The sequence below is a fragment of the Vibrio coralliirubri genome (genome assembly GCF_024347375.1).
Taxonomy (GTDB): domain Bacteria; phylum Pseudomonadota; class Gammaproteobacteria; order Enterobacterales; family Vibrionaceae; genus Vibrio; species Vibrio coralliirubri.
This window is the reverse complement of sequence record NZ_AP025470.1, coordinates 2,778,347-2,791,953: the sequence shown is the minus strand read 5'-3', so window position 1 is coordinate 2,791,953 and position 13,607 is coordinate 2,778,347. Positions and strand designations below refer to the sequence as shown.

Sequence of the window (13,607 nt, the reverse complement as noted above, 5' to 3'; positions counted from 1 at the left end):
TTGTCTGTTACAGGCTTTGTAATGGCGAGCACTAAAAGAATCACCTACATAATCAAGGTATTTAAATGACGGTTAAAACTCGTTTTGCTCCTAGCCCAACTGGCTATCTTCACGTTGGTGGTGCACGTACTGCACTTTACTCTTGGCTATTCGCTAAGAACCAAGGTGGTGAATTCGTTCTACGTATCGAAGACACGGACCTTGAGCGTAACTCTCAAGAAGCAGTTGATGCAATTCTAGAAGGCATGCAATGGATGGGTATGGAATGGGATGAAGGTCCTTACTACCAATCTAAGCGTTTTGACCGTTACAACGAAATGGTTGATAAGCTACTTGCTGAAGACAAAGCATTCAAATGCTACGCGTCTAAAGAACTGCTTGATGAAATTCGTGCAGAGCAAGAAGAAAACAAAGAGATGGCTCGTTACGATGCTAACCACCCTAAAATTGTTGCAGCAAACGAAGCAGCAAAAGAAGGTGATGCATGCGTTATCCGTTTCCGTAACCCTAAAGAAGGCAGCGTAGTATTTGATGACCAAATCCGTGGTCGCATTGAAATCGCGAACAGCCAACTTGATGACCTAATCATTCGTCGTACAGACGGCGCTCCAACATACAACTTCGTAGTGGTAGTTGATGACTGGGATATGGGTATTACACACGTTGTTCGTGGTGAAGATCACATCAACAACACACCTCGTCAAATCAACATCTATGAAGCACTAGGCGCGCCAGTTCCAACTTTCGCTCACTGTGCAATGATTCTTGGTGATGACGGTGCGAAACTTTCTAAGCGTCACGGTGCTGTTTCAGTAATGCAATACCGCGACGAAGGTTACCTACCAAATGCACTGAACAACTACCTAGTTCGTTTAGGCTGGTCTCACGGTGACCAAGAGATCTTCTCTCAAGAAGAGATGATTGAATTCTTCAGCCTGAACGCTATCAGCAAGTCTGCTTCTGCATTCAACACTGATAAGCTACTTTGGTTGAACAACCACTACATCAAGACTTCTGAGCCTGAGTACGTTGCTAAATACCTGCAATGGCACCTAGACGCACAGAAGATCGATACAACAAATGGCCCGGCTATCACTGAAGTGATCAAGCTAGTTGGTGAGCGTTGTAACACGCTTATCGAACTTGCTGAGCAATCTCGTTACTTCTACGAAGATTTCTCTGAGTTTGAAGCTGGCGCAGCGAAGAAGCACCTACGTGGTGTTGCTAAAGGCCCACTAGAGCTTGCTCTTGCTAAGGTTGAAGCGCTTGAAGATTTCACTACTGCAAACATCAAAGATGGTGTGATTGCAGCAGTATGTGAAGAGCTAGAGATCGGCATGGGTAAAATCGGTATGCCACTTCGCGTAGCAGTAACAGGCGGCGGTCAGTCTCCTTCTGTTGATGCAGTGATGGAGCTTGTTGGTAAAGAGCGCGTAATCGCTCGCATCAAGATGGCTCTTGAGTTCATCGCTGAGCGCGAAGCTAACGCTTAATTGAGCGATTGCTAGAATTTAAAAAGGGTCAGTAACTTGGTTACTGACCCTTTTTATTTGTCTCGAGTTTTACTATCTGAATAACTTCGTTAAAGCTTGTCGTCGGCAATCATTTGAGTTGCTTGCGCGGCTGTTTTCTTATCGAACAAGATATCCATCATCGCTTTGATGCGTTCCATATCGTCACCAAACTTAGAAAAGTTTCCGTTGTTTGGCGCTTTGAATTCGACATTGCCTACGCGCTGTTGATCCTGATAAGCAGAGATCTTTGCGTCAGCCACAAATGTTCTGAAATCCCAACTCCAACGAGAGACATAATCCAGCGTGATGTCCTCTGGATTATGTTCTGAGCCGTCGGCAACGACTTTACATTTGACCTGATTATTCAGGCACCAGTCGAGCATGGAATCGAGGAAAACAGTGCGAGTTTTCTCGTCTTCAACAATCGTTACTTGTTCGATTGTATTTGCTTCTGGTAGTGCGTTTCCTGAATATTTCGGAGCACTACAACCTGCGAGTAAAACGACAACAGCAGCAACTAACCAGTTTTTCATTATCTATCCTAGATTTTTTTGAAGATGATTGAGGTGTTGATTCCGCCAAAAGCGAAGTTGTTGCTCATCAGATATTCAACGTCCAATTCGCGACCAGAGCCTGTGATGTAATCGAGCTTGCCGCACTGTTCGTCGATATTCTCAAGATTCAATGTTGGGCTGAACCAACCTGAATGCATCATCTCTAGACTTAACCAAGCTTCAATCGCACCACACGCGCCAAGCGTATGACCAAAGTAGCTTTTCAATGAGCTGATTGGCACTTCACCAAAAATGTTCGCGGTCGCATTACTTTCCGCAATATCGCCTTTTTCAGTCGCCGTTCCGTGCGCAGATACATAGCCAATCTTTTCAGCCGGAAGTTGCGCATCTTTCAGTGCTTTTTCCATACAGATTTGCATGGTTTCCATTTGAGGTTGGGTCACATGAGCAGCATCGCAGTTGCTGGCAAAACCAATGATCTCAGCGTAGATCTTCGCACCACGAGCCACGGCATGTTCATACTCTTCAAGAACAAGCGTGCCAGCGCCTTCACCGATAACAAGGCCATCGCGCCCACTGTCGTAAGGGCTAGGAGATTTCTTGGGTGTGTCGTTTTTTAAACTGGTAGCAAAAAGGGTATCGAAAACGGCAGACTCAGTTGGGCATAGCTCTTCACCACCACCGGCAACCATCACGGTTTGGTAGCCGTGCTTAATCGCTTCATAGGCATAACCAATCGCTTGGCTTCCTGAAGTACACGCACTGCTGGTGGGAATCACGCGGCCGCGCAGGCCGAAGAACAGACCCACGTTGACCGCGGCGGTGTGTGGCATCATTTGAACATAGGTGGTTGCTGTGATTGCTCGTGTCGATTTCTCGTTAAGCATCACGCCAAACGCACCAACGGCATCAGTACTGCCGGTTGAAGAACCGTAAGCAATGCCGGTTTCACCATTGGTTAAAATATCGTGGCCGATCAGCCCTGCTTGCTCTAATGCATTTTCTGTCGCAACGGTGGCTAGGCGGGATACTCGTCCCATGCCACGCACTTGTTTACGCTTGTAGTGTTTTGGCAATTGGAAGTCATCAATAGGCGCAGCAAGCTTAGTGTTGAGACCATCATACTGCTCAAAGCTTGGCATGTATTGAGTTGCATTTTCACAGGCTTTTAGTTTCGGTTCGATCTGCTGCCAGTCATTACCAAAGGCAGTAACACCAGACATGCCAGTTACAACAACGCGGCGGGTCATACTAAGCCTCCATTAACCGAAATCACTTGGCGAGTCACGTAGCCTGCAATGTCAGACATAAGGTAGCTGACTAGGCCTGCCACTTCTTCTGGTTCACCCATGCGGCGCAGTGGTACTTGAGGAAGCGCATGATCTTTCACGTGCTCGTCAACCATGCCGGTATCAATTAAGCCTGGAGCGACACAGTTTACCGTGATCTTGCGTTTCGCGAGTTCTAAAGCCAGAGACTTAGTTGCGCCAATCACGCCCGCTTTTGCCGCTGCATAGTTGGTTTGACCGCGGTTACCCATGATGCCCGATACAGAAGCCAGAGTAACGATGCGACCGCCTTTGCGTTTTTGAACCATTGGCATGACACACGGGTGGAGCACATTGTAGAAGCTGTCGAGGTTGGTATGAATAACGCCGTCCCACTCTTCTTCTGTCATCGCTGGAAATGCGGTGTCACGAGTAATGCCGGCGTTGTTCACAACACCATAGTAAGCGCCATGTTCAGCGATATCAGACTCAAGCTTTTCGCGACACTCGCCGCGGTTGCTGATATCAAATTGGATAAGACGACCTGCGCCACCCTGTTCAGTGATCGACTGCAGCGTCTCTTCAGCACCTTGCTTGTCACCCATGTAATGAACGGCGATTTCAAATCCGTCTTTCGCGAGTTGAATAGCGATCGCTTTACCAATGCCTTTACTGGCACCAGTGACTAAAACCTGACGGCTCATGATGGGCTCCTAGTTTTCATTTCTTGTAATTTTTGTTCGGTCGGCACGTAGACATTGAGTTGGCATTGAGCCACTAACTCGCCTTGGTCTTCGACTCTAGCGGTAAACACGGCCATGCCACTGTCTTCCATCAGTTGCTCGGCGTAGATATCAAGGGTCTGACCTTGAGTAAATTCATCACACAGTGACTTGTAACGGCGAGAACCGAGTAAGAAACCGATTGGGGGAGTGATGCCGTTTTTCAGTGCATGGTATCCAGACCAAGCAGCAACAGACTGCGCCATAAATTCGATACCCACATACGCGGGCATGGTTTGAGATTCGGCGTCAAAGAACAGGTTATGGTCACCAATATCGACCTGGCAGTGGATCGACAACGCCTCTACGCTGATAGCACGATCGATTAATATCATCGGATCATCGTGAGGGAGGAGTTGGTCTACAGAAGGGATATCAGTCATTTACTACACCAAAAATCAGGCTAATGTTGTTACCACCAAAAGCAAACGAGTTGCTTAAGATGTTCTTTACTTTAAGTTTCTGGGTACAGTTTACCAAATCAATCTCAATATCTTCAGCTTTATCCTGACATTTTTGTAAGGGAAGCGGTAAGTCATATTTTAAAATATGCCATGCAATTGCCGCCTCAATCGCACTTGCTGTTCCTAGAGTATGCCCGGTAAGCGGCTTGGTTGAGCTAACGGGAACCTTGTTTGCAAAAATACGATGGATGGCTTTGCTTTCCATTGAATCATTGAGTGGCGTTGCTGTGCCATGGGCATTGATATAACCGATGTCTTCTGCTTGTAACTGTGCAGAATATAACGCTTTTTTCATCGCTTGTTCTGCTCCGTTGCCTTCAGGGTGGGGCGCTGAAATATGGTGTGCGTCAGAGCTGTCACCACAGCCTAATAAGGCAATGTTTGATGTGTCTTGCGCTGTATTTAAACCGGCTAGTTTTGTTTTGCTGAGCAACATAAATGCCGCCGCTTCGCCGATGTTGATACCATCTCGGGTTGCACTAAACGGCTTACAATGTGTCGTTGAGAGTGCTTCCAGGCCATGAAAACCGTTGAGTGTCAGCTTACATAAGGTGTCCACACCACCGACTAACACAGCATCAGCCATGCCTGAATCTAGCAAACGTTGCGCAGTGAGAAACACACGACCACTGGATGAGCAAGCTGTCGAGATCGCATAGCTTGGCCCGGTTAATGAGCAGTATTGACTAACAAAGTCAGAGGTGTTCCCTAGCTCTTGTTTTGAGTAGTGATAATGTTCGGGAAAAGAACCTTGGTCGAGTTTGTGCTTAAAAGCGGCCTCACCGTCCGAAATTCCCGAAGTACTGGTGCCGATAACCACTGCAATTCTATCTGCGCCAAACTGAGATTTTGCTTGTTCGATAGAGTCTTGGATTTGATTTAGAGCTGATAACGCCAGTTGATTGTTGCGAGTGGCGTATTGCGTAAGATCTGAAGGAATCGCTGGCAGTTCACCCGCGATCTGACCAACGACAGTATGTTTACCATCGTTCAGCATATCATTTACTTCGACCATATTTGATTCACGTTCGTCTTTCAGGCAGCCATGAATGTCCGCAATCTCTGAACCTAGCGCTGAGTGGAAACCACAGTCTTGGATGTAAATAGGCATAGTGTTCAACTCTTAATTGGGTTGTCGACAATCGTTGAGTACAACGTTTGTATGGTGATGGTGTAGCCTTGGATTAGATGCTTGAAAACAATCTCTCCAGATGTCTTTGGTTCGCCGACTTTTGCTTGGTATTCAATACTAATGATGGCTTGTTGGTTGTCGTCAAAAACGGTTCTTGTTGTGTCGGTATCGACTAGGTGCCAACCTATGCTCTGTAAAGGTTGCGCCCATGCGTTTGCTGGCCATAAGGTCAGCATTAAATTAAAAAGCACCTGTTCGGGTTGCGGTAAAGTCGCGCCAAGGCCAGATAGAACTTGTGTGTCGATCACTTGATTCTGGTATTGCAGCGATAGAATGCGAGTACCCCATGAGGAGAACCCAGCTAAAACCACTTTATCCGCTGTGACCTCGACTTGAACAGGCAGTTGCTGTGTATCATTTTCCCACGTAGCGCTAATCAGCTGACTGGCCGTGAGGGAGTATCCCAGTTCAGCAGGCATTGGTAGTGCGAGCTCGGTGTCATTGTCGATAGATACACTGGCACCACTCGGCTGCTGAGCGACCATCGAGCAGGCAGTGAGTAGAATACCCACTAGTGTAGCGAAGGTTACCTTTAACGTCTTATTCATCTAAAAGCCTCTCGAGAGGTTGGTCGTTCTGCGCTTTTACCACTGTTGATCGCGAGCGGAGAAAGTAGCCACGCGACAAAGATGCCTGTCAGAACGGTTACTCCAAAGCTATGAATGGCATGGGTCTGGCTCAGTGACAGTAAGCCGAATGACAGCAATGTCGTGAGGCCTGACAAGGTAATCGCCAATAAGGTACTTAGTGATTTCTTCTGCTCAGCGAAGAACAGGGTGTAGTCGATACCAATCCCTAAAATCAGAATCAAGCCAAGCAAATTAAATAGGTTTAGTGTTGAGCCTAAAATACCCGTGACCGCTAATCCCGCCACTCCGGCAATCAATGAAGGCAACAGCATTAATAGGCTTTGCTTCACACCGTAACGCCAACCTAACACCATTCCAATAGCGGCTAACGCTATCAATAATAACTCGGTGATTTTGACTCTGTATTCCGCAAAGAGAGCAGAGATTTCATCGGCTTTATTGAGGTATTTAACACCTTGCTGTTGAGCAAAGCCTGAATCGAGCCATTGAGAGAACAGTTCTGAGTTTGTGACGTCTTTGATCAAAATGACTGACGCTGCTTGACCGTCGATAGGTTTTAACCAAAGTGGTCGAACGGGTTCTGACACCGGTGAATCTAAAAATCCGGATACCGTGATGGGTTCGAACTTAGGTAGCTCTGGAAAGCTAGGCCAACCAAGAGTGTTCTGTAAGATATGGCTTTGCTGGCTATAAAGTTGTTCAACCAATTGATAGTTATCATGTTGCTCTTGTTCGCTTAGCAACTGTTGATTGATGCTGCGATACCCTGAGATAGCTTGGCTATCGACTAGAGAATCTAAGCTTGTGGTGATTTCTGCCAGTTTTTTGAGTAGCTTTTGGTCGCTGTTGGCAGTCACCAAAAGCATATTTTGCCCACTGCCTAATCCTGAGATTTCAGTAATGGCTTGCTCTTGCTGTTTGAGTTGCTCTGGCATCGCCTGAAGTTGGCGAATATCGTCGTCGTAACGAATTTGACTGAGTGACATCAGGCTCAAGACAGTCACAGTTAACGGTAAGCCAATTTTAAATTTTTGGTTGCTCCAGAGGCTTAACCAAGTATGCCAAAGTTTCGACAGGGGAAGAGGTCGCTCTTGGCTCGGTTTTGCCGCTAAAACTGGATACCAACACACCACGCTGGCGTAAGCTGCGATCAGTCCAATCGACGAAAACAGAGCAAGTTGCTGCAATCCCGGGAAAGGCGCGACCAGCAAACCTAAGTAGCCAATCAAACTGGTAATAAGACCCAAGGTGATCGCAATGAGAATGTGCTTCAAGCCTTTGTCACTTTGCCATTTACTTCCAGCTGCCAAGCGGTCAGTCAGGTAGTGAAAGGAGTAATCGATGGACACGCCAATCAAGCTAGCACCGAACACCAAACTAAACAGATGAACTTTACCGAAGATAGCGACGGTGCTTGCCAGCGCAACCAATAACCCAGTACTGATTGATAGCAAAGATAATGCAAGTGGTAGCGCACTCCGAAACGTCAACCACACCAATAAAATAACACCTGCCAAAGAGCCCAAACCAATGGTACTGATTTCTGATTTCGCACTTTCGGTACCGTAATTGGCGTAGAACACCACACCGGTATGCTGCACTTTGACGCCAAACTGCTTTTCGACTTCGCGCTCAATTGAATCAAGATCGGGAAGTTGTTCTTGAATCGCCAAGCTATAAGGCGAGCCAGCCAGTGTAGCGGTCACCAAAATATGAGTTTGGTCATTAGATTGAGCGGTGAGGTATCCCTCTTTCAGAACAAAGTTACTTGATTGAACGCCAACAGCACTGATGTAGTCGCGAAATAGTAGAAATGGATCCATCGACAGTTCGGCTGCAGTGACGCCTGAGAACGGATTGTACAGAGACTGAATGACGTATTGAGCTCGCGAATCAGGAGAGTGGGTCAGCGTCTCTTTTTGTTGTTGGGTCAGCAGTTGAGCTCGGTGGCGAAAGTAGAAATCGCTCCATTGGCTTTGGGTGCTGGCGCTGATTTTGCCTTGAACTTGCTGAAACAGAGTTGGCTGACTTGAAAAGGCTCTTTGGTTGAGAGCTTTTTCAAAAGCGTCGGTCGCAACCATGGCTTGTTCGATGTCTGGGGCGCTGATGATAAACACCACTTGCTCGCTCATCGAGCTGGATATCTGCTGAAAGGCTTGCTCTACCATTGGATCTTGCTGGTTTTCTGGCAGTAACTTTAGGATGTTGCTTTCAATCGGTACCGACGAAGAAAAAGCGAATTGTTTTATCAACAATCCGCTAAATAGCATGACGACAACAAGCCAAACAAGGGCAAGACTAGAGTTGGAATTGTTGCGCTTCAGCATCTGATAATACTTCCGGTAGATGGCTTAACTGACTAAATTCGATCACCGTGCTGTCTCCACGAATCTCTCTCAATTCAATGCGTTCAATATCATTTTTACCTTGCAGCGTAATGGCTTCAAATACCGCGTTCATCGGTGCACTTTTAGGCTTTAGAGTCAGTGTCCAAGACTTATTCTCTGTATTTTCATCAGAGCTTGTGACAGTTGCTGGCTCAAAATCGAGTGCGAACTGTTCCTGAAGTTTTTGCGTGTCCCCATGAAACACCGATAAGAAGATATGGCTGAAATAAAACGCCATTGGGTTTTCTTTATCGGTAATGATTTTAGCGGGTTGATCGGCAAACCTTTGGCTCAGTTTGTTATCTGTGAGCACCAAGCTCACAGGAAAGGGGGTAGCTTGTGTCCAAAGCAAACCGTTCGACTTATCTAACAGGAAAGTACCTTGTGATGTTAGAGGTTGGGCGAACATTTCCATGTTGCGCGTTTGAGTGAACTCACCACGCACTATGTTGTTTGCGCTTAATACTGTTTGCAGATCTGAAATAGAGCCGACGGTTGCTGAATTCTCGTTAGCAATAATAAAGCTACTCGCCATCACAGAGGCAAGACCTAGTAGTGCGATGCTGATTTGCTTACGTCCGCGCTTAAACAGATTCATGTTTCACCTGCTGTGTGTTAGGTACTTGAGATGGGCCGGATTGTTGGTCGCTTGGCTGCTGCTCAGTTGATTGGGATAAGCAGCCAAATTGATGCCAGTGCTCGACTTTATCGGTAAACACTTTCGGCGAAGCGAAGCACATCTCTTGCTCTTCAATAGTCACTGCAACCTGCATGGTGTGGGCGCGCGTCATACGAGCACCGGTTAGGGCATCATGAATTTCATAATCGACGCGCAGGCGGTTTTCCCACTCGGTGAGCTTCGCCGTGACCTTAATCTTGTGATTAAACGGTATCGCCTTAACGTACTTTACACGCGTGTCGATGATCGGCCACATGTAGCCTGAATCCTTCATCTCATGGTAGTTGTACTCAATCTTATCCATCATGATGCACCTAACTTCTTCAAAAAATCGGAAGTAGTTGCCGTGATAGATCACGCCCATCGGATCGGCATCTTGGAATGAGGTGATAAGCGTCACCTCAGATTGTAATGGATGAATAATTTCAGACATAAATCGCTCTCAACAATATTGCGTAAAGGGTGGCTACTTTATGAAGTTAGCTACTTTATGAGTAAAGTGACCAGTGCTGACTTTGAATACGAGCAATGAAGTGACGTAGATCGCCTTCAAGTGGTCGATCTTCAACGATAAATTCAAACTCTTTAAGCACTTCGTCGCGAATATGCTTTAGGTTCTCACTCATGTGGTGCTCATCAAGCTCATTGTGGCGTTTACGAAGCTCAAGTGCTTGTGTACCAGCAAGTAGTGACGCAGCCGCAACTTGTTCTGTCAGTTCAAGAACACGTAAGCAGTCGCGAGCCGCAATGGTGCCCATGCTGACTTTGTCTTGGTTGTGACACTCTGTTGAACGAGAGAACACGCTTGCTGGCATAGTGTGTTTCAATGCCTCTGCTGTCCAAGCTGAAACGCCAATCTGTACTGCTTTAAAGCCGTGGTTAATCGGTTTACGTTCGCCTTCAGCGCCCGTTAGGTTAAATGGTAAGCCGTTGTTGAACTTGTAATCCATCAACTGCGCCATTTGGCGATCAAGCAGGTCTGCAAGGTTGGCTACCGCTGTTTTTAGTGTATCCATTGCCATTGCGATATGGCCACCGTAGAAGTGTCCACCGTGTAGTACGCGCTCATTGTCGCCATCGATAATTGGGTTATCGTTAGCACTGTTTAGCTCGTTCTCAATCATTTGGCGTAGCCAAGGTAGTGAGTCTTGAACCACACCAATCACATGTGGAGCACAACGCAGAGAGTAACGATCTTGTAGGCGATCACTGTTGCGTGGCGGGCGATCCGCTTGTAAGTCATCACGTAGCCATGCAGCAACTTGCTGTTGACCCGGATGAGGCTTCACTGCAAACAGCGCTTCATCGAAGTGAAAATCATTGCCGTGCATACCCACAGATACCATTGCGGTGATCTTAGTTGATAGCTGAGCTAGGTATTCCGCACGCTTGTAGGCGATACAAGCCAAAGCCGTCATTACTGACGTGCCATTCATTAATGCCAAGCCTTCTTTTGGCTTAAGCTTGATAGGGCTAATGCCTAATTCTTTGTAGACGTCACTGGTTGGGCGAACTTCGCCTTTGTAAATAACATCGCGCTCGCCGATTAGGGCTGCAGCCAAGTAAGAGAGAGGCGTTAAGTCGCCACTGGCACCGACAGAGCCTTCTTGAGGAATACGCGGTGATATGTCTTGGTTAATCAGAGTAACGATTTGGTTGAGCAAATCATGAGTAACACCAGAAACACCTTGTGACAGCGAGCACAGACGTGTTGCAAGGACTGCGCGAGCTTGTTCGTGAGACAGTATTTCACCTAAGCCACAACCGTGGAAGCGTGTTAGATGCAGTGGTAATTCATCAACAAGGTTTGATGGAATCGCAACGGTACATGAATCACCGTAGCCCGTTGTTACACCATAAATTACGCCTTCTTCTTTTAGTAGGCGTTCTAAGAAAGCGACACCACGGTCGATCTTAGATGTGAATGCTTCACTTGAGTTCATCGAGGCTTTTGCGCCTTGTGAGATAGCGACAACATCATCAATCGTGAGGCGTTCGGCACCAAAGGTGATGCTATTTGGATTCTTTTTCGTCATGGTGCTTGCTCAATGTCCAAAAATTAAAAAAGTTGTACCACTGAAGCGGTGCTTTCAGTGTGTAGTGCTGAAGTCGGTCTGCGTATTTCTGCACGACTTGCTGTAAAGATTGTTCGCGAGTCTTTCTTGGTAGTTCTATCTTGTCGCTAAAATGCTCGAAATAGACATTAAAATGCGGCTTGGATTGTGAATCGTCACGTAACCCAAATAATAGAAATACTGGCGCTTTGAGAACCGAAGCTAACATAAATGGCCCTTGAGGGAAGGGCGCTTCCTTACCCAAGAACTCAGCCCATACCGAGCGACTCTCTTTGCTGGTGGAGGTTCTATCGCCAACAATCACAATCCACTCGCCTTGCTCCAACTTCTGTTGCAACAAGATAGCGGTATCAGGCCCCATTGAAGTTACCTGAATCAGGTTTAAATCAGACTGCGGGTTAACCGCTTTCATCACCGAATTAAAACGTTCGGCGTGTTCTGTAAAAACCAGAGCATTGATTTTGATGTTCGAGTGTCTGCGACCCAAAGCTCGGCATAGTTCAATATTACCAAGGTGAGATCCAAGGATTAGCACACCTTGCTTATTTGCAACCATGCTCTCGAATTGGTCTTGGCCATGAATCGTCAGGTTATCTGCCGAGAAATCACCTTTCCATGCCGCCAGTTTATCTAACATGGTATGGCCAAACGAAAGCAGATGGTTATAGCTGGTTAGCTCGGTGGGTAACTCGATATTTTGCTGTTCCGCATAGGCTTTCAATTGAAATAAGTATTGTTCAGAAGCGTTTCGCGCGCGCTTGCCCGTTAGGTGGTAGTAACGCATCACACCACGCAAAATCAGGTTGAATACACCGCGACCTAACAGGGTGTAAATGGCTAGTAACAGCTTGATGCCAAGTACGGTACCGCGTTCTTGAGTACGGGACCAATGAGGCTGTTCTGACTCGTTGTTGTTTGATCCAGCCCGGGAATCTTGGTTTTGACCATCTTCAGCAGACGTTGATTTGAAATGGCGAGCAATCAGCTTTGGTGCTCTTGGCAACATGCCAAAGAACAATCGCGTGTGCATCCAGCTGATTTTTACGTTGTCCCACAGCGCATCGAAATGAGAGATGCCGTTTTCAGGGTAGATAACGCGAGTTTCAACGAAGTCGATGTCGCAGCCTTCCCAATACAGTCGAACCAGAATCTCGATATCGAAGTCCATTCTCGAACCGACATCGTATTTATTCAATACGGTTTGCGTCTTATCGATTGGATACGCTCTAAAGCCACACATGCTGTCTTTAATTGATAGAGATAGGGTTTCTATCCATACCCAAATGTGTGTCGCGTAGCGCCCGTAGAGCCTTGCCTTGGGCACGCTCTCGTCATAAACAGGCTGACCTGATATCAAGCGCTGAGGTTTATTTTGCGAAGCTTGGATTAATGCGGGTAGTGCTTCAAGGTCGTGTTGGCCGTCAGCATCAATCTGGATGGCATGACTAAAGCCGAGCTCTTGTGCTCGCTTGATACCAGCCTTTACTGCGCCACCTTTGCCTTGGTTCTGTTCAAGCGTCACCAAAGTCACGCTTGGACTATCGGCAAGGGGAGTCAGAAACTGTTTGGTCTCGAGTTCACTGCCATCATCAACAATAATGATCGGAAGTTCGAAATTAAGAAGTGATGAGACCACCGCGGGCATGGTTGCGCCATGGTTAAAGCACGGAATCAGGAAGCAGGCGTTGTAGCTGCTTTCTTTGGTTTGGTGTTGAGAATTAGCCTCGACTGGAGTGCTATTCACTTTTCTCTCCCAGCTTCATTTTGCCTGAAGAGTGAGTTTGTTCGCCGTTGTTCGAGGTGTAGCTGAAGTTTAACTTATCTTTGTCGGCGTCCCACTTGAGTGATAGCTGAATGGTCGAGTCGGGCAGGATAGGCTCTTGGAATTTGATGACCTCCATGCCTTTAAAGCAACCAGGGACATTAAGCTCTTGGACTGCATAGTAAAGCGCCCAATCAATCTGTGTAACACCCGGAAGAATAGGGAAGCTCTTGAAGTGCCCCTTAAAATCGGTGATGTCTCCGGTAACATGGAGTGTCAGGGTCGATTCATTCTCTGCAGTGTCAACAGCAATGATGTTTGGCTTTCTCTTATCCATAGCGTGTGCTTAGAATCCTTGGGCTGAAAATGGGTGTTCTGA

At 46.9% G+C, this 13,607-nt stretch carries 13 protein-coding genes; 1 reads left to right on the top strand and 12 read right to left on the bottom strand.

The window, feature by feature from the left end:
• The first annotated feature begins 65 nt into the window (after window positions 1-65).
• A complete protein-coding gene (gene gltX, locus OCV20_RS12675) occupies window positions 66-1,493 on the top strand; it encodes a glutamate--tRNA ligase (RefSeq protein WP_017069020.1) in 1,428 nt (475 codons plus the stop codon).
• 89 nt (window positions 1,494-1,582) lie between these two features.
• On the opposite strand, the gene OCV20_RS12670 is transcribed toward gltX, so the two are convergent.
• The 12 genes from OCV20_RS12670 to OCV20_RS12615 are packed head-to-tail and all read right to left on the bottom strand — an operon-like array spanning window position 1,583 to window position 13,565.
• Complete coding sequence (locus OCV20_RS12670; RefSeq protein ID WP_086774106.1) at window positions 1,583-2,047, bottom strand: Sbal_3080 family lipoprotein; 465 nt, start codon at window positions 2,045-2,047, stop codon at window positions 1,583-1,585.
• 8 nt (window positions 2,048-2,055) lie between these two features.
• Window positions 2,056-3,279 carry a beta-ketoacyl-ACP synthase gene (locus OCV20_RS12665; RefSeq protein ID WP_048611281.1) on the bottom strand — a complete coding sequence of 408 codons (1,224 nt, stop codon included), beginning with the start codon at window positions 3,277-3,279 and terminating at the stop codon, window positions 2,056-2,058.
• The gene (locus OCV20_RS12660) at window positions 3,276-4,001 is read right to left on the bottom strand and encodes a 3-ketoacyl-ACP reductase FabG2 (RefSeq protein WP_086774105.1); all 726 of its coding nucleotides are present in this window, start codon (window positions 3,999-4,001) and stop codon (window positions 3,276-3,278) included. The genes OCV20_RS12665 and OCV20_RS12660 overlap by 4 nt, the downstream gene beginning before the upstream one ends.
• Window positions 3,998-4,462: a hotdog family protein gene (locus OCV20_RS12655; RefSeq protein WP_086774104.1), complete on the bottom strand. Its 465-nt coding sequence runs from the start codon at window positions 4,460-4,462 to the stop codon at window positions 3,998-4,000. The genes OCV20_RS12660 and OCV20_RS12655 overlap by 4 nt, the downstream gene beginning before the upstream one ends.
• Window positions 4,455-5,654, bottom strand: a complete 1,200-nt coding sequence (locus OCV20_RS12650) for a beta-ketoacyl-[acyl-carrier-protein] synthase family protein (RefSeq protein ID WP_086774103.1) — start codon at window positions 5,652-5,654, stop codon at window positions 4,455-4,457. The genes OCV20_RS12655 and OCV20_RS12650 overlap by 8 nt, the downstream gene beginning before the upstream one ends.
• Before the next feature lie 5 nt (window positions 5,655-5,659).
• Complete coding sequence (locus tag OCV20_RS12645) at window positions 5,660-6,283, bottom strand: DUF3261 domain-containing protein (RefSeq protein WP_086774102.1); 624 nt, start codon at window positions 6,281-6,283, stop codon at window positions 5,660-5,662.
• A complete protein-coding gene (locus OCV20_RS12640) occupies window positions 6,280-8,652 on the bottom strand; it encodes an MMPL family transporter (protein WP_086774101.1) in 2,373 nt (790 codons plus the stop codon). The genes OCV20_RS12645 and OCV20_RS12640 overlap by 4 nt, the downstream gene beginning before the upstream one ends.
• Window positions 8,624-9,310, bottom strand: a complete 687-nt coding sequence (locus tag OCV20_RS12635) for a LolA family protein (protein WP_086774100.1) — start codon at window positions 9,308-9,310, stop codon at window positions 8,624-8,626. The genes OCV20_RS12640 and OCV20_RS12635 overlap by 29 nt, the downstream gene beginning before the upstream one ends.
• A complete protein-coding gene (locus tag OCV20_RS12630) occupies window positions 9,297-9,824 on the bottom strand; it encodes an acyl-CoA thioesterase (RefSeq protein ID WP_086774099.1) in 528 nt (175 codons plus the stop codon). Before OCV20_RS12630 ends, OCV20_RS12635 begins: the two co-directional genes overlap by 14 nt.
• A gap of 55 nt (window positions 9,825-9,879) precedes the next feature.
• Entirely contained in the window at window positions 9,880-11,427 is a 1,548-nt protein-coding gene (locus OCV20_RS12625) for an HAL/PAL/TAL family ammonia-lyase (protein ID WP_086774098.1), read from the bottom strand.
• Entirely contained in the window at window positions 11,405-13,210 is a 1,806-nt protein-coding gene (locus OCV20_RS12620) for a glycosyltransferase family 2 protein (protein ID WP_086774097.1), read from the bottom strand. Before OCV20_RS12620 ends, OCV20_RS12625 begins: the two co-directional genes overlap by 23 nt.
• A complete protein-coding gene (locus OCV20_RS12615; RefSeq protein WP_086774096.1) occupies window positions 13,203-13,565 on the bottom strand; it encodes an ApeI family dehydratase in 363 nt (120 codons plus the stop codon). The genes OCV20_RS12620 and OCV20_RS12615 overlap by 8 nt, the downstream gene beginning before the upstream one ends.
• Window positions 13,566-13,607: the final 42 nt, after the last annotated feature.